At 49.7% G+C, this 19,600-nt stretch carries 17 protein-coding genes and 1 tRNA gene; 2 read left to right on the top strand and 16 right to left on the bottom strand.

Translation table 11 applies throughout. The features are described from left to right. Nucleotides 1-8: 8 nt before the first annotated feature. Nucleotides 9-2,084, top strand: coding sequence for a hypothetical protein (locus Q8W32_RS11635; RefSeq protein WP_305415032.1), 2,076 nt, complete (start codon nucleotides 9-11; stop codon nucleotides 2,082-2,084). A gap of 221 nt (nucleotides 2,085-2,305) precedes the next feature. On the opposite strand, the gene Q8W32_RS11630 is transcribed toward Q8W32_RS11635, so the two are convergent. Beyond that, nucleotides 2,306-2,382: transfer RNA gene (locus Q8W32_RS11630), tRNA-Arg, on the bottom strand. Nucleotides 2,383-2,561: 179 nt separating this feature from the next. Beyond that, on the bottom strand, nucleotides 2,562-3,569 hold the full coding sequence (locus Q8W32_RS11625) for an MsnO8 family LLM class oxidoreductase (RefSeq protein WP_303434813.1): 1,008 nt from the start codon (nucleotides 3,567-3,569) through the stop codon (nucleotides 2,562-2,564). Between the two features lie 854 nt (nucleotides 3,570-4,423). Here Q8W32_RS11625 and Q8W32_RS11620 point away from each other — a divergent pair. Then, nucleotides 4,424-5,389: an AraC family transcriptional regulator gene (locus Q8W32_RS11620; RefSeq protein ID WP_305415030.1), complete on the top strand. Its 966-nt coding sequence runs from the start codon at nucleotides 4,424-4,426 to the stop codon at nucleotides 5,387-5,389. Between the two features lie 172 nt (nucleotides 5,390-5,561). On the opposite strand, the gene Q8W32_RS11615 is transcribed toward Q8W32_RS11620, so the two are convergent. The 14 genes from Q8W32_RS11615 to dmpE form a co-directional block, all read right to left on the bottom strand. Further along, nucleotides 5,562-6,272 (bottom strand): ABC transporter ATP-binding protein, encoded by a 711-nt coding sequence (locus Q8W32_RS11615; RefSeq protein ID WP_303434809.1) that lies wholly within the window; start codon nucleotides 6,270-6,272, stop codon nucleotides 5,562-5,564. Next, nucleotides 6,272-7,033 (bottom strand): ABC transporter ATP-binding protein, encoded by a 762-nt coding sequence (locus Q8W32_RS11610; protein WP_305415027.1) that lies wholly within the window; start codon nucleotides 7,031-7,033, stop codon nucleotides 6,272-6,274. Before Q8W32_RS11610 ends, Q8W32_RS11615 begins: the two co-directional genes overlap by 1 nt. Further along, nucleotides 7,030-7,992: a branched-chain amino acid ABC transporter permease gene (locus Q8W32_RS11605; protein WP_303434468.1), complete on the bottom strand. Its 963-nt coding sequence runs from the start codon at nucleotides 7,990-7,992 to the stop codon at nucleotides 7,030-7,032. The genes Q8W32_RS11610 and Q8W32_RS11605 overlap by 4 nt, the downstream gene beginning before the upstream one ends. Before the next feature lie 15 nt (nucleotides 7,993-8,007). Beyond that, entirely contained in the window at nucleotides 8,008-8,871 is an 864-nt protein-coding gene (locus tag Q8W32_RS11600; protein WP_303434467.1) for a branched-chain amino acid ABC transporter permease, read from the bottom strand. Between the two features lie 82 nt (nucleotides 8,872-8,953). Beyond that, the gene (locus Q8W32_RS11595) at nucleotides 8,954-10,129 is read right to left on the bottom strand and encodes an ABC transporter substrate-binding protein (protein ID WP_303434466.1); all 1,176 of its coding nucleotides are present in this window, start codon (nucleotides 10,127-10,129) and stop codon (nucleotides 8,954-8,956) included. Between the two features lie 326 nt (nucleotides 10,130-10,455). Further along, complete coding sequence (locus Q8W32_RS11590) at nucleotides 10,456-10,824, bottom strand: IS5 family transposase (protein ID WP_305415136.1); 369 nt, start codon at nucleotides 10,822-10,824, stop codon at nucleotides 10,456-10,458. Between the two features lie 14 nt (nucleotides 10,825-10,838). Beyond that, complete coding sequence (locus Q8W32_RS11585) at nucleotides 10,839-11,279, bottom strand: transposase (RefSeq protein WP_305415025.1); 441 nt, start codon at nucleotides 11,277-11,279, stop codon at nucleotides 10,839-10,841. A 304-nt stretch (nucleotides 11,280-11,583) separates the two neighbouring features. Further along, nucleotides 11,584-12,282: a retron Ec48 family effector membrane protein gene (locus Q8W32_RS11580; RefSeq protein ID WP_305415022.1), complete on the bottom strand. Its 699-nt coding sequence runs from the start codon at nucleotides 12,280-12,282 to the stop codon at nucleotides 11,584-11,586. Next, on the bottom strand, nucleotides 12,279-13,454 hold the full coding sequence (locus Q8W32_RS11575; protein WP_305415020.1) for a reverse transcriptase family protein: 1,176 nt from the start codon (nucleotides 13,452-13,454) through the stop codon (nucleotides 12,279-12,281). The genes Q8W32_RS11580 and Q8W32_RS11575 overlap by 4 nt, the downstream gene beginning before the upstream one ends. A 784-nt stretch (nucleotides 13,455-14,238) precedes the next feature. Continuing rightward, nucleotides 14,239-15,186 (bottom strand): ketopantoate reductase family protein, encoded by a 948-nt coding sequence (locus Q8W32_RS11570; protein ID WP_303434465.1) that lies wholly within the window; start codon nucleotides 15,184-15,186, stop codon nucleotides 14,239-14,241. Nucleotides 15,187-15,319: 133 nt separating this feature from the next. Further along, entirely contained in the window at nucleotides 15,320-16,117 is a 798-nt protein-coding gene (gene dmpH / locus Q8W32_RS11565) for a 2-oxo-3-hexenedioate decarboxylase (protein WP_303434464.1), read from the bottom strand. A 154-nt stretch (nucleotides 16,118-16,271) separates the two neighbouring features. After that, nucleotides 16,272-17,294: a 4-hydroxy-2-oxovalerate aldolase gene (gene dmpG / locus Q8W32_RS11560; protein ID WP_303434463.1), complete on the bottom strand. Its 1,023-nt coding sequence runs from the start codon at nucleotides 17,292-17,294 to the stop codon at nucleotides 16,272-16,274. Between the two features lie 18 nt (nucleotides 17,295-17,312). Then, entirely contained in the window at nucleotides 17,313-18,227 is a 915-nt protein-coding gene (locus tag Q8W32_RS11555; protein WP_303434462.1) for an acetaldehyde dehydrogenase (acetylating), read from the bottom strand. Nucleotides 18,228-18,253: 26 nt separating this feature from the next. Beyond that, complete coding sequence (gene dmpE / locus Q8W32_RS11550; protein ID WP_303434461.1) at nucleotides 18,254-19,039, bottom strand: 2-oxopent-4-enoate hydratase; 786 nt, start codon at nucleotides 19,037-19,039, stop codon at nucleotides 18,254-18,256. Between the last annotated feature and the right edge of the window lie 561 nt (nucleotides 19,040-19,600).

The raw sequence follows: 19,600 nt of genomic DNA, 5'->3' as shown, positions 1-19,600 counted from the left end.
CAGACAACATGAGAAATTCTGTTTTTTATATAACGTCACACCTGCCAAAGGCATTATTAACCTTACCTCTCGCTGTATTATTATCATCTTGCCTAAGTAGTTCGGATGATGAAGTTGGTTTGGAAAACCAGGTGCCTTCAGAACCTTCTGTGGTTGTACGCGGTACCTCAGGCTCGGATCAAGCGCTAATGACCTCGGTCAAGAGCCGAACCCTGTCAATCCAGATACTGGACGCGGCGTCCCTGGAACCGATTGAAGAATCGGTGTCATTGTCTTTTTATGCTCCTGATGCGGCTGAACTTGCCTATTTGACCAATGATGAGGGAGACGCTTTCACGAATGGTCAATTAATTATCACCGATAATGGCACTACCAATGTTCTGATCGATAGCGGTTTTGCTGATCAGCTTTCACCAATCAGTTTCCGCATACAGGCATCGGCCAGCAACTATTTTGCTGGAGGAAGCAGTGTGGTGGTAGAACCTGCCTTGGAAGATGGCCAACAAATTGTCACTCTCAAGTTGGTCAGTAAAATCATTTCACCGACGGGAGTTACGGTGGTAAGTAATACCAGCCACGTAGCCACAGACGGTGTATTGGATTCAGAACTGGTGGTTGAAACCGAAAGTGGTATTGGCATTAGCTTGCCTGCCAATACCACACTGACAGATATCGATGGCAATCTTCTGTCTGGTAATTTACACGTTGAAATTGCGTACTTTGACCCTACCGAAGACAGCGCACTTGATAGTTTCCCTGGTGGTTTTTCCGTTGGTAGCGATACGGATATGACAGATAGCTCCGACGGTGAAGGTTTCTTTATGACCGCCGGTTTTCTTGCCGTGGATATCATTGATGAAAACAACCAAAAAGCCCATCAGCTCGGCACCACGGCAGATTTGGTTTTTCGCATCCCTGACGATATTATCAACCCTGAAACAGGTGAACCCGTTAAAATTGGTGATGTTATTCCAGTATGGAGTCACAATGAAACGACTGGCCAATGGGGTATGCACGACCAGGAGGGCATCGTTACAGAAGATGACCAGGGCCTGTACTTAAGTGTTCAGACTGATCATTTATCCTATTGGAATCTGGATTGGCACTACAGCGCCAAATGCATGCGCCAGGTTAATTTTACAGACTTGAGTGGTAATTTACTTACTGCCGATCAGATCCCTGCTTCCGGCATCATAATTAAAACAGAAATCGAGAAAAACGGTGCCAGACAGAGGACTAGCACCGGTACATTGCTGGACCCAGAAAATCTGATTAATAACACGCCCAATGCAGAAGGATTCAGCTTTTCGATTACTCCTTCGTATGGTGATATCGACGGTGATACCGTCATTGTATCCGGTTCTCAAGAGACTGAACTCGTAGGTTATTATACTCAATGTAAAGAGCCAATGCTGGTTGCCATAGATGTGCTGGCAATTCCAGAGCCTGTGTCAATCAAGGCAAGTGCTTATATTACTGCTCCGACAGACCTGACTTATTGGGACGTCAATGAACTTATATTAAAAGCCTACGACAAACCCAGAGCCTCTGCACTCAATGAAGCCCAAGCAGAAAAACGGATTAAATTATTAAATATTACCCACCCAAATTCAAACCCTGAAAATTCCAGTACCTGGGGCGGAAGTTATCAAGTTTACACTGCTCGTTCACAGCCTTTGGTATTGAGTACAACGTATCAGAAGTTTTTAGATGAAGATCTGTTTGATCGTACTGAAATTGCAACAATCCAACAGATTCTAAAAACCCAGTATGTGCTGGATGGAGAAACCTTCTACTACACTTATAGAACAAATACCGGCCATTACTCATATGGCACTGCCACAATGATAAATGGCGAAGTAGAGTTTTCTTTACCTGTTGATTCAGCTGGAACATTGTACGCCAATATCTACGGGTATATTAATGATCCTGAGGATGGCCCATTCAACATCAGCAGTTATCTTCAACAATCAATAACAGCTGAAGACATAACCAATGGTAGAATCGAGCTGGCATTTGAAAATGCAGTAGCAATCGCTCGTATTTATCAAGCTATATTCAATAATAACAGTGTTGAGCAATAACCATTGCTTTTTATCTTCCGACGTTGCTTGAGCAGCGCTAATGCGGGCGGGCCGCCCGCGCTCCCGAAATAAACCGCCGCCGCGCTCCTGAGTTACATAAAATCATGGGAGCGCGGACGGCCCGTCCGCAAACAGCATATTCAAACGCGTTTGTTTATGGTGTGCTGCTTGATCTGAATTTTGGGAGTCAGTAGTTACTATCGCCAGAACGGCTTGGAAAATGGTCCGCCCGAGAGGATTCGAACCTCTGACCTTCGCCTCCGGAGGGCAACGCTCTATCCAGCTGAGCTACGGGCGGTCGATGAGTTCAGGTGATGATTACCTGAATCAAGGCCGCGTATTGTATCTGCTTTTTTGACAATGCTCTACTGCTACCTGCTTGTCTGGTTAAATTTACGTTTTTATGGCGTTATGCGGCCACGGATAGTGCCGGGCCGTGTGTATTTCTCGTCGTTTGGGGTACGCACTCAGCGCTGGCTACTGCTGCTGCGCCAGTAACCGATAGCTTTCCATACGGTCGTAATGACTGTGGGTCACGGTGACGAGGGCAAATTCCTGGCAGTTGAACCGGCGGCTGAGTTGTTCGATATCCGTCAGGCACTGGTCAGCGGTGCCAACGGTGTACCCACTGAGAATATGGTCGTAACCGGCTTGTGCCGATGGCGACATCTGCCGGTAGCGGTCTTGTACCTGTTCGGGGGTCAGGAAGTCTTCCGGCATGCCTTGCTGGGCTGTCAGTTTGCGATATACCGCGGTGCCTGCGCGCAGTTTTGCTTCGTCTTCGGTGGCGGCGCAGATACAGGCGATGCCAAGTAATTTGTTGGGCTGGCGCTGGTGCCCGGCTTGTTGCCATGCCTGCTGCCAGTGGTCGAATATAGATGGCTGACACTGGTCTGGTGCGATAAAGCGTGCCAGTGCAAGGTCGTAACCCAGTTTGCCTGCCAGGCCGGCACTGCCACCACTGGAGCCCAGCATCCAACGTTCCGGAGTCGGTGTATTATCAGGCATGACACTGAGGTGTTTAAACGGGCTGTTGGCGGGTACGCTACCTTCCAGTAACTGCCCCAGCAGTTGTGCTTGCTGTTCATAAATGTCGCCCTGCAGTGGCCGGTGTGGGAAAGCCAACGCTGCTGAGCTCAGACTGGAGCCTCCCGGTGCTCGCCCGATCCCGAGGTCTATGCGGTCGGGGTGCAGTGTGGCGAGCATCCGAAAACACTCGGCCACTTTTAGCGGGCTGTAATGACTTAGCATGACCCCGCCGCTGCCCACCCGGATACGCTGGGTCTGGGCGGCGATGGTGGCTACCAGTATCTCCGGGCAGGGATTGGCAAAGTGCATGCTGTCGTGATGTTCGGCTACCCAATAGCGGTGGTAGCCCAGTTCATCACACAGACGGGCCAGTTCCAGAGTCAGGCCAGGCGCGGCTCTGAGGGAGTGGGAGCCATGAACCGGCGACTGGTCGACCACCGAGAGTTTGATATTCATTCAAGATCCTGTGTAAACGTAGTATGCGGATGCCGGGATATGCCAGAGGCTCCTTGGTTAAAGGGCCGATCAGAAGAGACCTGCGGATAACTATCCGCTGTGGCCATGCTCATGCTGGCGTTTGTACCTGTTTTTGTGTGTCGATAAAGACCAGGTGTGATCGCGGCTATCGCCTGTTCAGATATGTGTGAATAATACCTATCCCATCCCACAAGAGGGACTGTTCCGGCCCATACAATCGGTATTTTGTAATCCTGTTTTCAGGATATTGCTGGATTTCTGAAGGTGATTTTGGCCTTTGCCACCTCCCAGAACATCAGGATCACGCCTGAAGTGGCGGCAGAGAAGCCAGTTATTATCACGCTTGTTATGTGAATACAGAGCCGTATTTATAATAAACCCCTGACAAGACGACGGTCAGCCATGGATGCTTTTGAGGGGTTGAGGATGTGTCATATGTATCTAATCCACAAAGAATCTGTGGTCAAATACCAGCCTTGCCTGACAGTTGAGAACAAATCCAGCTATATCAATATCCAATACAAGAACATCAACAATCAATACAAAACAGCAATAGCCAATAAATCTACCGGTTGTTAGTTTTGATTCATACTTGTGTAAATACAGGCCAAACTTCGATTTTTTATCACCAGCTTTATGGCTATCACGTCCATTGTATGAAGTGTTTTTTGGTAAAAACCGGTTCTGGACAGGTCTTATTTTATAATTCCATTTATGGGTCAATCAAATCCCATTTTACCGATTAATATACAGGCTGTTTTTTGTACTACTGGTTCGACTACCTTTATAAATGAGGGTAAGGTGATCCAAAATAACAATAAAAGAGACATCGTATGTTAGTCAGCGTGCTCAATAACTCAGCCGTATGTACCAATACCACCCCGGATGAGGTGTCCAATCATGTCAACCGTCATATTGGCCGCCATCGTCTGGAACTGATGGAAACCGAAACCTCCCGCGCCCAGTTGTCATTGTGTCAGTTTTCCGATCTCTCCCTGTCCCGGATTTGTTATGGCAACAGGGTACGCGTGGCCTGCCCCGACCTGGAAGATATTTATCATTTTCAGATTGTTATGCGTGGTGAATGCCAGTGGCGCTTTTCAGACACCGATATGCTGCTGACCAGCGGTCAGGCACTGATGATGAATCCAGGAGAAAAAATTGATCTTGTTTACAGCGACGATTGTGAAAAGCTGATTGTTAAGATCCCTCGGGAGGTCATGAACAATACCTGTATCGAGCTGGCAGGCCGAGTACCCAACAATGGGATTTTGTTTGAACGCAAGGTACGGGATATTCGTCAGTCGCAGTCTTTTTTGTCCTGTATTGAGGCGGTTTTTTATGAAGCCAGTGAAGAATCTGAGCTCAGTCTGAATGGCATTTCTGCCAGCTATCGGGATTTACTGGTGCAAAAGCTGATGAGTACCTTCAACAGCAATTTGATGGATGTTATGCCTCCAACAACGCCGGAAGACAAAAAAATACAACGGGTGTTAGTTTATATTGATGCCAATATCAAAGAGAACCTGACGGTCGAGGAATTATCGGCCATTGCGGGTATCAGTGTCCGCAAGCTGTATTCACTGTTTGCCAATAGTCTGTCGACAACGCCAAAGCGTTATATCAAGCAGGCCAAACTGTTAGCGATACATCGGGAGTTACACAAGAATCCGGCGATTCGTAATGTCACGGAAGCGGCAATGGATTATGCCGTAACGCACCTGGGTCGTTTCTCCTCCGAGTACAGGGAAACCTTTGGTGAGTTGCCGTCAGCCACCTTGAAAGCCCGCAACCTGTAATGGTTAATGGTGCTTATCAATACAATAATAAGCCCCATACAGTCCATACCGATGGTTATACGATCGTGATACCCGCCTCGGCGAGCCAACAATGGCCCACCGTTATAAACAGTGAGGCCGGTATCACCCATGGGGCACGGCTTGCCGCCGTACAGGATTAAACAGGTGCCTCCTACACACTGAGGTGCGTCTCAACGGTGTCGATATTGTCCAGCAAGTCGGTGGTATTACCATCGAACACCACCTCTCCCTTCACCAGCACCACGTGTCGGTCACACAGGTTTTTCAGTACCTGAATGTTCTTGTCGACAATCAGGGTCGACATACCGCTATCCTTGATATGGGCAATCACATCCCAGATTTCCTTGCGGATCAAGGGTGCCAGCCCTTCTGTCGCCTCATCCAGAATCAGTAGTTCCGGGTTAGTCAGTAACGCCCGCCCGATCGCCAGCATTTGTTGCTCACCGCCCGATAACTGGGTACCCAGATTGGTCAGTCGTTCGGCCAGCCGGGGAAAGGTTTCCAGCACGCGATCGTAATGCCATGATTGCTGGCCATTCACGCCTTCACGAGCCGCCAGCTGCAGATGCTCTTTCACGCTCAGGTTGTGGAACATGCCGCGCCCTTCCGGCACATAGGCGATACCCTGGCGCATGCGTTTCCAGGTCGGTAATCCGCTCAGGTCAGTGCCATTAAAACGCACATCGCCACCGCGCGGGGCTACCAGCCCAAGTACCGATTTCAGAGTGGTGGTTTTCCCCATGCCATTACGGCCCATCAGGCTCATCGCCTGACCCGCCTCCAGGGTAAAATCCACGCCGTGCAAAATATGGCTTTCACCGTAATAGGTGTGCAAGCCACGAACAGTCAATAGTGGTGTCATCAGATTACCTCGTCGCCCTGGCCCAGATACGCTTCTTTTACCCGTCGATCGTTCCGTACATCATCCACTGTGCCTGTTACCAGATGCTGGCCGTTCACCATCACGGTCAGCTGGTCCGACAGCTCGAAAACGGCTTCCATGTCGTGTTCTACCAGTACAATGCAGTAGTCTGTTTTCAGGGTTTGTAACAGATCGATAATCAGCCGGGATTCTTCATGGCCCATTCCGGCCATGGGTTCATCCAGCAGCAACACCGACGGTGCCGTTGCCAGTACCATGGCGATTTCCAGCTGGCGCTGTTCGCCATAACTGATTTGTGCCGCAATGGCATCCCGTCGATGCTGCAGGCCGACTTTCTCCAGAGCAGCTTCGGCCATTTCGATCAACAGCTTGTCGCGATTACGGCGGGCAAAAATATTGAAGCTGCCCCCGGTTCGGCGTTGTGCCGCCACACAGCAGTTTTCCAGGCAGGTGGTCTGTGGATAGATATTGGTTTTCTGGAAACCACGACCAATGCCCCGACGGACAAATTCGTAGGCCCGGATATCCTCAATGGCATCGCCATGATGCAGAATCCGGCCACGGGTGGGTTTGTACGTCCCGCAGAGCATATTCAGCAAGGTGCTTTTGCCAGCCCCGTTCGGGCCGACGATGCCGTGCAGTGACTTGTCGTGGAAAGCCAGATTCATATTGTCGAGGGCTTTCAGGCCACCCCAGTATTTGCACAACCCTTCGGTTTGCAGAACGATATCCTGGCTCATTTGCGACGCTCCACCCAGTTCTCGATAAAACCGGCAATGCCGGATTTGAACACCATCACCATGGCGATAATCATCAGCCCCATCGGCAACAGCCAGTGTTCGGTCATATGTTCAAAGATATAGTGCAGACCGGAGTACACTGCGGTGCCCAGAATCGCCCCATAAATGCTGCCCATCCCCCCCAGAATCGACATCACTAACGCCGACCCGGAAGTCTGCCAGGACATCATCGACGGATTGACGTAGCCGTATTGCAGGGCAAACAGATAACCGGCATAGGATGCCAGCGCCGACGCCATCACATAGCTGATCAGTCGAAACAGAAAGACGTTGTAGCCCAGCGCCGTGGTACGGTCCGGATTGTTTTTGACGGCATCCATAATGCGACCGAACCGCGATGCCAGCACCAGTTTCCAGAATGCCAGACAGTTGAATAACGACAGCAGGCAGAAGTAATAAAAGTGAATCGGGTTATCGAGGTCAAAAAACGCCAGTCCAAACAGACTGGTATCCGGTTTCATCAGAATAAACAGACCATCGTTGCCGCCAAAATGAATCGAATCGGAGAAAAAATAGAAACACATCTGGGCAATCGCCAGCGTAATCATAATCATATAGATGCCACTGGTACGCAGCACGATCACACCCACCAGCAAGGCAATCACCGCAGCAATCACACAGATATAAAAAGTATATACCCAGAAATTCACTGCCTCGTACTCCGGTGCGATCATAAAAAACAGATAGCCTCCCAAGCCGTAGAACATCGAGTGTCCCAGGGTGATCAAGCCACAACGCCCTACCAGATAATCCAGCGACATCACAAAGATGGCGAAAATCAGTACCGTGGTCAGCTTGTTGATATAAAAAACGTTCTGCTCCAGAAATAACGGCAACAGCAACGCCAGCGGAAAAAATATCCAGACGAACAATTGTTCGGTCTTATTGGTAAATATCATCGCGACATACCGCCCTTAGTTGGAAAACAGGCCCTGTGGCTTGATCAGTAAAATCACTGCCATCAGGATATACACCACCATCGACGACACCGCAGGAAACAGCACAGAGGCAAAGGTATCGACAATGCCGACCATCAAGGCCGCCACAAAAGCGCCCTTGATCGAGCCCATGCCACCAATCACCACCACCACAAAACAGGTGATCAGCACATGCTCACCCATACCGGGCACAATCGATGCGATCGGTGCCGAAATCACTCCCGCCAACGCTGCCAGCATTACCCCGGCACCAAATACAATGGTGTACAGACGGTTAATATCGATCCCCAGACACTCAACCATCTCGCGGTTGGACTCTCCGGCCCGGATCAACATACCCAGCCGGGTACGGTTGATCAGCAAGTACAAACCAGCGGCCAATACCAGACACAGCACCGCCACAAACAGTCGATAGACGGGGTAAGCCACCAGTTCGGTCAGCTGGATCGAGCCGCTCAGCAGCTCCGGCACATCGACCCCGAGGGAGTCGTTCCCCCACAGCAGACTTTGCAGGGCGTTAAACACAAAGATCATGCCGATGGTCAGCAGCACCTGATCGAGATGATTACGTTTGTACAGGCGGCAGATCAGCGTTTTTTCAATCACTATCCCCAGTGCCAACGCAATCACTGCCGACAACAGCGCTCCCAACAGAAAACTGTCGGTGTGCAGGGTGAAATACCAGGCCAGGTAAGCCCCGACCATATACATGGAGCCGTGGGCAAGGTTGAGAATCCCCATGACCCCAAACACCAGCGTCAGCCCCGATGCAATCAGAAACAGCAGCAAGCCATACTGCAAACCGTTCAGCAGCTGGACCAGAAATATTGCGAAGTCCATCAATACGATCCCCTTGAAGAATCATCCGGAAACCCTTGTCTGCTGCCCGGCATCACCGGCCCGGGCAGCAGGCAAGGCATGATCAGTTACTTCGACAGCCGCGAGCCGGGTCTTCCAGGGCTTCTGCGGCAATGCCGGTCACCTTGTTGACGCCATTCTCGACGGTGCGGAGGTAAATGGTCTGGATCGGGTTGTGGGCTTTGGAGAAGTGGAACTCACCCCGTGGACTAGGGATAACGGCGTCTTCCATCACCTGGATCAGGGCGTCGCGGTCACTGATATTGCCGTTTAACTTGTCCACCGCCTGGGCGATCAACAAACCGGTATCAAACCCCTGTACACCGTACAGATCGGCATCTTTGCCAAACTCGGCGGCGTAGGCGGCACGGAAGCGATGGTTAGCTGGAATATCCAGTTCATCCGCATAGTGCAGACCGGTAACAATGCCTTCGGCCGCGTTACCCTGTGCTGCCAGTGTCCCTTCGGTGAGGAATCCGGAACCCAGCAGCGGAATCTTGCCGCTCAAGCCCATGGCGTTGTAATCCTTCACAAATTTCACCGCGCCACCACCGGCAAAGAACACAAACACGGCATCCGGTTTCAGTGCGGCAATTTCTGTGATGTAGGACTGGAATTCGGTTTTGGGGAACGGCACCAGAATCTTCTTCAGTACCTTGCCGCCACCCTTGCTGAACGACTCTTCAAAGGCGTCCAGGCTCTCTTTGCCAAAGCTGTAGTTCCAGCTCATGGTCACCACTTTTTTGTAGCCTTTATCGAGAGCAACCTGACCCATCGGGTACGACGGCTGCCAGGCAGAAAAAGACGTGCGGAATACATTGGGTGCGCACCAGGGGCCGGTTGCCACGTTGGCACCGGCATTGGGAATGATCATGATCGGCTTTTTGTTACGCAGCACTTTCAACATGCCCATGGCGACCCCGGAATGCACCGGCCCAACAATAAAGTCTGCGTCTTTCTGACTCATCAACGCGGTCGCAATTTCAGGTGCCCGATCCGGGCGGGCTTCGGTATCCATTTCAATATATTCAATGGTACGGCCATGCAGTTTGTCGGCGTTTTGTTCCAGCGCCAGTTTCAAACCGTTGCGACCGGCATCTCCCAGCGCAGCGTACACACCACTGAACGGCAACATGATACCGACCCGAATCGGGTCTTCCTTGGCGACAGCGGCAGCGCTGGACAACACGGAAGCAAGCAACACCGCAGCAGCGGTAACGAGAGGTTTATAATGATTCATAGTTTTGCCCGGATTCTTATTATTGAGTTGTACGACCATTTAAAGCCGCCACTCTTCAGGCAAATAGCCAATTTGTGCAGCCCTCTATCCCCTCCTTGCACAGAGAGGATAAACAGGCAGATGAAGGGTCAAAACGTCATATCAGACCGCTGTGCCAGACAGCCATCGGCTTCTTGCTTGCTACCAGGCAAGCGTTTGAAAAATCGAAAAAAAAAGCCTCCGGCCAAAAAAAGAGTTAGACCGTTAAGCCTTTGTTGATATAACCGCCGAGAGAATCAGCCGGAATCCGGCTGACTGACCACGTTGTTCCTAGAGGGTGTTCTCAATCATGCCAGCCAAATTATCGATGACACCAAACAGAGCATCGATAAGTAATTTCTGGCCAAACGCCCGTAGCGAGTGGCAATCCGGCGATAGCGCTTGAGTTTCAAAAAACATCGCTCAACCAGGTTGCGTTTTTTATAAAGCTCCCTGTCGTAATCGCGTTGTTTCTTGCGGTGATGGCGAGGAGGAGTCACAGTCCGGCTGTCCTGACTTTCAATCCGTTGAATAAAGGCATCTGAATCGTAGCCCTTGTCAGCCAGGACATAATCCGCAGAAAATCCAGCAATCAAGCACTTTGATTGACCATATTCGGATGCCTGACCACCCGTGAGAATCAGTCGCACTGGATTACCAAGACTGTCAACGGCCAGGTGAATTTTGGTGCTTAAGCCGCCGCGTGATTTCCCCTAGGCTTCCTGATCACGATCGTTTTTTTGAGGCACCAAATACTGCCGTCCACCATCAAATATTCCAGGTCAGGCTGATCACTCAGCGCTTCAAAGACCGCTTTCCAAATCCCTTTGTGTGACCAGCGATTGTAACGAACATACACCCGGTGCCAGTGACCAAACTCCGGTGGCAAATTCCGCCTGGGAGACCTAGTTCGGGTAATCCAGAGGACGACTTCGACAAATTGGCGATTATTCTTTGCGGTGACACCGCAATCCGTGTTTTTTCCAGGAAGCAGGTGCTCGATGCGTTCCCAGTGGCTATCTCGAAGTACGTTTCTATTCATCTTGGGAAATAGATAGACGTTGCGCGAGAACGCCGAGAAAGTTAATTGAGAACGCTCTCTAGTAAAGAGTGATTTTTCTTTTTGTAACATTTAATATAATAATTATTCCTCCGTGGACGTAAATGCCATGATTAAGCCAGTAGTGCTCCCTGAACTCTCAAAAAATTGGCAAAGCCCACTAGTATTATCAGGCGCTCCATATGCTGCACAGTTCTCGACATGAACCTTTATATTGGCTAGAGATCCATCTTCTCTTGAAAGACTTAACAACGAGTTTTGCACTTTTTTATAATGTTCGATTTTGGCAAAGGTTATCTGAGTCATGATTAAATCGTATTGTTAGATGACCATGTTATTATCGTTGATTTTTGGAGTACTCAAGAAACTCTATATTTTAACTATAAACTCTATCTTTAATATTAAACTCCTTTTCTTTACTTAGAAAAAATATATTTGTTTTTTCTATTAGTTTTAGCAACTCACCCTCTAGCTCAAAAAATTCTAATCTTGGACCATTGGATATATCCATCCCAATATTATTAAATACTGCAATCATGTTATATTGATGAGATTTGTATTTGAAATCCGAATGTTTCCCTGGCATATATCTTGTATTTGACTCTGTGATATTTTTATTTATTTCTTCCATAAACCTTATATATTCTGGACTTACCCGATAATTATTATTATTTGGATCCATATACATGCGGTTAAACCAAATAACTTTGTTTATTGATGATGGATTTATTGTCTTTAGTTGTGCTAATTCAACATCCAAAAAGTTAACAAATGTATTATAGGTAGATAAATGCCTTTGAATGGTGGCTGTAGATTTATTTTCTTTGACTGAATCGATTGTGATTAGAAGTGTGAATAGTGTAGTTAGTGGAATTATTAGGTTTAGTGCTAGAACAAACAAATCCAATGGCACTGAATATGTTTCGTATATTTCAATTAGGCACTTATTTGACATGCATAGATCTGGAATTTCCGTGTAGGTGGTAATGCTAGTTTCGTAAACAGAGAAAACAGAGACCACTGTAGTAGGCAGAAATATAAATAATATTATTTTCATAACAATTCTTTTATTCATTTTTCAAATTCCGGCTTCACTTTTCTCATTCGTTCTCTTATTGATGCTGCTGACTTAGGATATAACTGAGCTAGTATGTTTAGTCTATTATGAAGAATATAATAGCGTTTTTTATACCAAAAATTATTTTTCTTTTTCTCATAATCCCGTTCTATTCTGTCTATAACATGTCCACACCTAACAATATCTCTTGGCGATGGCAGTGGCTTTATTTTAGATATTTTCTGGATAAATGAGTGGTATTTTTCATGTCCAACACGTGATAATTTATTAGTCTTACCCAAGACTCTATTATAGTCCTTTCTATACTGAAAGGTAGTTCGATAATTTGGTTCTTTTGCAACTATTTCAAGTTGATGAATAGCTGCTCTGATTTTCTTTATCTCATATTTTGGAAGTCTTGGCTCGTTGAAATTTACTCTAAGCCCATGTACCAGAGGTGCTTGTGAATATGAATGACATTCTTGGGTTTTTTCATTATTTATTGGAAGTCCTTTGGCATATAGCATTTCCAATACTGCTTTTTTTGCAAAGGAGAAATCATAATTTTTGATATCTGAAGATATTGTGATGTCATCCACAAACCTAGTGTACTTTAATTTTTTGTATGAGAGCTTTTCTATAGTTTTGTGTTCGATGTCATGCAAAGCCAGATTTGCCAGAAAGCTTGATGTTAAAGCCCCTTGAGGAAGATGGTTGTCATGAGAGCATAAAATAGTAAGGGTTTTTGAAACTTCTTCGGGGTATTTTAAAAATTTATGGAAAATATCGTAAATAACATCAAAGTGTATGTTGTCGAAGAAATTTTTGACATCTATTTTCAATATCGACTTTGCATTGCAATGTACACCGGCGCAAGATACATGATCAATTGGCTTTTCTGATTTTTTTTGTTTAGGAATAGAGCCAAAAAGATATGATGGCCATTGAATCATTGAATCATTGGCAAGTATTCTTTTATTTATTCTGTTTTGTATTTTCCGAATTAAGAATGTGGGCTTGTGTACAATTCTGGTTGAACCATTGATTTTTGGCTTTTTTATTACTTTATATTTTTTTTTAGATTTAATGGCTTTATCAAGCTCTTGCTCTGTAATATCAAGTGCTTCACATAGGTTTCTTATATTTGATATTGATTTAGTTGATATCTTGCTAGGCCCTTCTATTCTCATGCCATCATCCATTATTTAATGAGACGGAGCCTATCCTATACTCAAAGGTTAGTGCTTTCAGTCCACCTAGGCTAGGCCGTTTAACAACAGCTACAAAGCAACTGATAACACTAGGCTCCGCCACCGTCTAACACTACTCGAGGTCGTCCCGGCCCGATAGCATGGCGCCAGGCTCCTCCCCGAAATTGCTAGAACGCAATGCCTAACAGAGTTAGGCGTTTCTGTTGCAATTATTGCCTAGTTGCGGTGGTTGGGCGAATCACCCAAGCGAATGTAACCGTAACATAAGAATATATTTTAAGTAAACGCATATTGAACACTGCTGCCTGTTAACCAAAGTGGATCTCTTCCAAATACCATCTGCGAAACTCCTTATTCCGACTGTCCAATTTTTCCACAATGCCACTTACTAGTATTTGGCACCTATCGTTATCCGTCATGTTTTTCACTGGACAACCAAATTAATGGGGGGTCAAAGTTCTGTGTCAGACACGTACTCATCGATCCGGACCTCAAAATAGTTCTTGAAAAGTTCCAGCCCTGTACGGGTGGGTCCATCGGTAGGTTCTGCACCAGCATGTTGGGCTGATACGTTCCAGCCCTGTACGGGTGGGTCCATCACAGCTGAGCCACAACAGGCGTTCGGCTACAACGTTCCAGCCCTGTACGGGTGGGTCCATCTCTAGGAGGCCTTTACAACATATCGGCATAGAGTGATTTCAACAACCATCCATTCGAAAGTAGGCACGCAACCCATTAACCATCGCCGAAAAAACATCAAACCTCAGCCCTCTCGCGCCAGGCTGGCCATCAGTAAACGGTGAATACGTTCGGTCGTCTGTGCCGGTTGTCCTGCCTGGCGGCAAGGTTCGATCACGGGTAAACAGATCTCGTCCACTTCCAGCGGATGGCCTTTTTCCCGGTCAACCAGCATGGAGGTTTTGATGTCGTCAAAGTCTGAAATCAACTGGAACATATCGGCGGCATCCTGGGCTGTCAGGCCCACACCCAGATGCTGCGCCGCCCGCACTGTTTCATCCATCATGTCCTGGATAATGCGCCCTAACACCGGATCGGAAGTCATCGAACGGGTGGTCAGCCAAGTCAGTGCCGACAGTGGATTTACACCGTTGTTGATCACCAGCTTGCGCCACAACGCCTGCTGGATATCGTCACTCAGGGTGCAAGGAATACCTGCTGTCACCAGCGCCGCCTGCCATTGCAATAACGTCGGCTGCCAACCGGGATTGCGCACCGCATCGGGCCAGGCGCCCATTTCTATTTGCGCCACACCGGTGGCAGCCACCTGACCCGGGGCAATGATATGTCCGCCAATCCGTACTGCCAGCCCGCCCAGGGTTCTGTTCATACCGATCACTTCGGCAATCAGCGGCTCATTCCCCACGCCGTTCTGCAACGACAACACCGGGGTATCGGCCACCCCCAGCCAGTCGGCCAATTCTGCCATCAGGCTGGCGGTAGCGGTGGCCTTGGTGGCCAACATGATCAGATCAAATTCAGCACAGCGATAATCAGCCTGCAGTGCTGCCATATCGCAGGCAGCTACCGGGGCGGTCAGTTCAAAGTCCGGGTGCGTGACGGCCAGCCCTTGCTGTTGCAGCGCCTGCAAATGGGCACCACGGGCGACCAATACCACATCGTGACCGGCATCCACTAACCGGGCGGCGTAATAACAACCGATGCCACCGGCTCCCAGCATTAACAGTTTCATTGTTGACTTCTCCTGATAGTGTCACGCCACGGACGCTGCCTGGCTGGCCGTACGCAGTCTGTCGCGATCCAAAACACAAAACAAAAACGGCCGCATCATAGCGGCCGTTGTCATACCAGAACCCTTATCCCGATCAGACAAAACGACCGGTAACGGTACCCAGCCCCTGGTAACGGACACTGAAATTATCCCCTTTTTGGCACTGTACCGCTGCCGTGATTCCCCCAGTCATAATAAACGTACCGGCAGGAATTTCTTCACCACGCTCACCAAACATATTCGCCAGCATGGCAACCGATGCCGCCGGGTGGCCCAGTACCGCGGCACCTGCACCGGTGGCGATCACTTCGCCATTGATTTCCATCACCACGCCAAAGTTTTTCAGGTCGACATTTTCAACCCGTTGCATCTGGCCACCGGTAATAAACCGGGTCGATGAGGAGTTATCGGCAATCACGCTCTTCAGGTCAAATTTGAAATCCTTGTAGCGGGAGTCAATCACTTCCACAGCAGGCAAAACAAAGTCGGTCGCGGCCAGCGCATCGGCAATGGTCACACCAGGGCCTTTCAGCGCTTTTTTGGTGACAAAGGCGATTTCGGCTTCAATTTTGGGGTGAATCAGTTCATCGGTTTTGATTTCGCCACCGTCGGACACGGCAAAATAATCCGCCAGGAAGCCGTAACACGGATGCTCAACGCCCATCTGGGCCATTTTTGCCCAGCTGGTCAGGCCCATTTTCAGGCCAACGATCTTGTTGCCACGCGCTTCTTTACGACGGCGAATTTCCCACTGGATATCAAACGCATCCTTGTAAGTCATTTCCGGGTAGTCGTCTGTCAGCTTGGTGACTTCGTAAGCTTCCAGTTCGGCCTGTTCCAGATGGGCTGCTGCCGCGGCAATCTGTTCCTGATTCAGGTTGTTGTCACTCATATTCGGTGCCTCTGTCTGTGTCACATCGGCTATCCCATAGCCGATGTAGCGGTAACCTCATCAATGGGTCACTCGGAGAATTGGGGTACTCGGTGCCTGCGGCTTCCCACACATCCGGCATGGGAAGCGGCACCCGCTACGGTAGAACGAAGGCCTAGCCTTTGGCTTTGGCCATGGTCAGTGCCAGATCTTCGATCATGTCTTCCTGGCCACCGACGGTGCCACGCTTACCCAGTTCCACCAGGATGTCGCGGGCGCTGACGCCGTATTTCTTTTCGGCACGTTGGGCAAACAGCAGGAAGGAGCTGTAAACACCGGCGTAACCCAGCGTCAGGGAATCCCGGTCGATACGGATGATCTGGTCCATCAAGGGGGTAATCAGGTCTTCGGCGACGTCCATGATCTTGAACAGGTCGATGCCGGTGTGGCAGCCCATGCGGTCGAGTACCGCGCACAGTACTTCCAGCGGCGTGTTACCCGCTCCGGCACCCAGCCCGGCGACCGAACCATCGATCCGCGCCGCGCCGGCTTCAATGGCCGCAATGGAGTTGGCGACACCCATGGCCATGTTGTGATGGCCGTGGAAACCCAGCTCGATGGCGCTGTCCAGTTCGTTACGCAAGGCACCCAGTTTTTCGGTAACGTCGTCTGGCAGCATGTAACCGGCAGAGTCGGTGCAGTAAATGCAGTTAGCGCCGTAGCTGACCATCAGTTTGGCCTGTTCGATCAGTTTTTCCGGCGAGGCCATATGCGCCATCATCAGGAAGCCGACGGTGTCCATATCCATTTCGCGGGCAATGCTGATGTGTTGCTGGGAAACGTCGGCTTCGGTGCAGTGGGTGGCGACCCGAATGGTGGAGACACCCAGCTCTTTGGCCATTTTGAGGTGATCTACGGTGCCGATACCGGGCAGCAGCAGCGCGGAGATTTTTGCCTGTTTCATTTTTGGAATCACAGCACCCAGGTATTCCTCGTCGCTGTGAGCCGGAAAGCCGTAGTTCACCGATGAGCCACCAAGGCCATCGCCGTGGGTGACTTCGATCAGTGGCATACCGGCGTCGTCCATCGCACAGGCGATAGAGACCATGTCGTCCACACTGATCTGATGACGTTTGGCGTGCATGCCGTCACGCAGGGACATGTCGTGCAATTTCACATTTTTGCCGTTCAGGTTCATTGCTTCTTCCTCCGTCTCTTATTCGCCACGGGCTGGCAGTGTGATGGTGCCGCTGGCGGCTTCTTCGGCAAACATTTCGGCGGTACGCAAACCGGCGGCGGTCATGATGTCGAGGTTGCCGGCGTACTTGGGCAAGAAATCCCCCAGGCCTTCAACTTCCATAAACATGGACACCCGGTTGCCATCGAACACCGGGCCGTTCACCAGGCGGTAACCCGGTACGTATTGTTGTACTTCGGCGACCATGGCGTGGACAGATGCGGTAATGGCATCACGATCCGGCTCACTGGCTGTCAGGCAGTGGACGGTGTCGCGCATCATCAGTGGCGGTTCAGCCGGGTTGATAATGATGATGGCCTTGCCTTGTTTGGCGCCCCCGACCCTGGCAACAGCGCCAGCAGTGGTGCGGGTGAATTCGTCGATGTTCTGACGGGTGCCGGGGCCAACGGATTTGGACGACACGGTAGCGATGATTTCACCATAATCGACGGCTTGTACCTGAGAGACGGCGGCCACCATGGGAATGGTGGCCTGACCACCACACGTCACCATATTGACGTTCATCTCGAGGTTTTTGGCGTGTTCGGCCAGATTCACCGGCGGCACGCAAAAAGGGCCAATCGCGGCGGGGGTAAGGTCGATCATGATCACCCCCAGCTCATTGAGCTTGCGCGAGTTTTCCGCATGCACATAGGCAGAGGTGGCATCAAAGGCGACGCGGATATCATCGGCTATCACCTGTTCGAGAATGCCATCAACACCCGTGGCGCAGGTTTTGATTCCCATCGCGGCGGCACGCTTGAGGCCTTCGGATTCCGGGTCAATACCCACCATCCAGACCGGTTCGATCCATTCGGAACGTTGCATTTTCATCAGCAGATCGGTGCCGATATTGCCTGGGCCGATAATGACGGCTTTGAGTTTTTTAGACATAAAAATTTCCTCGCTGAATCTAGCGCTTATACGAAACGAACGGAGGCAGAACCGATACCGCCAATACTGACCGACATAAAATCACCCGCTTTCACTGGCTCCAGTGGTACCAGTGAGCCAGACAGAATGACTTCACCGGCTTTCAGTGGGATACCAAATTCACCCAGTGTATTGGCCAGCCAGGTAACGCAGTTCACCGGGGAACCCAGAGCTGCGGCACCGGCACCGGTGCTGATAATCGCCCCGTTCTTTTCGACCACCATGCCGCAGCTGGTCAGGTCGACATCCAGCGGGCTGACCGCGGTATCACCAAGCACAAACAGGCCACAGGAGGCGTTGTCAGCCACGGTGTCTTCAATCTTGATTTGCCAGTTTTCAATGCGGGAGTCGACGATTTCAAAGCAGGGAATCACGAAGTCGGTCGCGGCCAGCACGTCGGCATTGGTGATGCCGGGGCCTAGCAGGTCATTTTTCAGCACAAAGGCGATTTCGCCTTCGGCTTTCGGTTGAATCATCAGCTCACTGATGGGCATTTCCTGACCCTGGCTGTAGGCCATTTTGTCGGTCAGAAAACCAAAATCCGGCTGATGCACATTGAGCATGTTCTGCACGGCCTTGGAGGTAACACCAATCTTTTTGCCGATAATGCGTTCTCCGGCTTCGATACGGCGCTCATTCATACGTAATGAAACGTGATAAGCATCCTTGATGGTGATGTCGGGATAGCGCTCCGTCAGTGGGCGCAGCGTCGTACGGTTAACCAGCGCGTTATACAGCTCGTCTCCCGCTTGCTTGATATCAGCTTCATTCATAAAAAAATACCATCCATCTCGGTGAATAAATCAGCAGTATTGCGACCGATAAATACTGCTTGAATCAGGGTGCGGCGACGGGAATGTGATTTGGCAAATATCTGTTTGGAATTATTAAATTGCTATTTGCCAAACCGAAGCGTCATGACGCCGTTGGTGTTAACCAATGTACTCCTCAGCCAATTCTGCTCAACCGACTAAATTTGAAATACAAGATCCCAACTATGAGTGTTAGCCTAGCCCTACCGTGATTATTTGGTTATCCATATGGCAGCGAAGGGAGATTTGCCGACCGGGAGATGGGGATATAGCCGGGATTGGCTGTTGACCAAGTAGCGGCCAAGCAACCGTTAAAGCCCGCAGAACCACGGCTCTGGTCCGATACAGGGCGGACAACCGCCATAGTGCCAACAGCAGACAGCAGCACTTATGACGGCCAGTCATCTACAGGGGACATCCATTTAATCCGGTGCTCACTCTGGGTTACCGGATGGTTTCGAATCACGAAGCCGACTTGCAGGCCTGACGGGTCAAGTCAAACGTCGGCGACACCGAGTCGAG

Origin of the sequence: Oceanobacter sp. 3_MG-2023 (assembly GCF_030688925.1) — a bacterium.
Classification (GTDB): Bacteria; Pseudomonadota; Gammaproteobacteria; order Pseudomonadales; family Oceanobacteraceae; genus Oceanobacter.
The sequence above is the reverse complement of the archived record's forward strand: the minus strand, read 5'-3'. Positions and strand labels throughout refer to the sequence as shown.

Bases quoted from the DNA above. Each gene is read 5' to 3' on its own strand.
- Q8W32_RS11570 (WP_303434465.1), bottom strand. From the start codon at position 15,186: ATGAAACTGTTAATGCTGGGAGCCGGTGGCATCGGTTGTTATTACGCC.
- Q8W32_RS11610 (WP_305415027.1), bottom strand. From the start codon at position 7,033: ATGAGCCAGGATATCGTTCTGCAAACCGAAGGGTTGTGCAAATACTGG.
- dmpE (WP_303434461.1), bottom strand. From the start codon at position 19,039: ATGAATGAAGCTGATATCAAGCAAGCGGGAGACGAGCTGTATAACGCG.
- Q8W32_RS11585 (WP_305415025.1), bottom strand. From the start codon at position 11,279: ATGTTACAAAAAGAAAAATCACTCTTTACTAGAGAGCGTTCTCAATTA.
- Q8W32_RS11620 (WP_305415030.1), top strand. From the start codon at position 4,424: ATGTTAGTCAGCGTGCTCAATAACTCAGCCGTATGTACCAATACCACC.
- Q8W32_RS11580 (WP_305415022.1), bottom strand. From the start codon at position 12,282: ATGAATAAAAGAATTGTTATGAAAATAATATTATTTATATTTCTGCCT.
- Q8W32_RS11635 (WP_305415032.1), top strand. From the start codon at position 9: ATGAGAAATTCTGTTTTTTATATAACGTCACACCTGCCAAAGGCATTA.
- Q8W32_RS11555 (WP_303434462.1), bottom strand. From the start codon at position 18,227: ATGTCTAAAAAACTCAAAGCCGTCATTATCGGCCCAGGCAATATCGGC.
- dmpH (WP_303434464.1), bottom strand. From the start codon at position 16,117: ATGAGTGACAACAACCTGAATCAGGAACAGATTGCCGCGGCAGCAGCC.
- Q8W32_RS11615 (WP_303434809.1), bottom strand. From the start codon at position 6,272: ATGACACCACTATTGACTGTTCGTGGCTTGCACACCTATTACGGTGAA.
- Q8W32_RS11575 (WP_305415020.1), bottom strand. From the start codon at position 13,454: ATGAGAATAGAAGGGCCTAGCAAGATATCAACTAAATCAATATCAAAT.
- Q8W32_RS11625 (WP_303434813.1), bottom strand. From the start codon at position 3,569: ATGAATATCAAACTCTCGGTGGTCGACCAGTCGCCGGTTCATGGCTCC.
- dmpG (WP_303434463.1), bottom strand. From the start codon at position 17,294: ATGAACCTGAACGGCAAAAATGTGAAATTGCACGACATGTCCCTGCGT.
- Q8W32_RS11600 (WP_303434467.1), bottom strand. From the start codon at position 8,871: ATGGACTTCGCAATATTTCTGGTCCAGCTGCTGAACGGTTTGCAGTAT.
- Q8W32_RS11595 (WP_303434466.1), bottom strand. From the start codon at position 10,129: ATGAATCATTATAAACCTCTCGTTACCGCTGCTGCGGTGTTGCTTGCT.
- Q8W32_RS11605 (WP_303434468.1), bottom strand. From the start codon at position 7,992: ATGATATTTACCAATAAGACCGAACAATTGTTCGTCTGGATATTTTTT.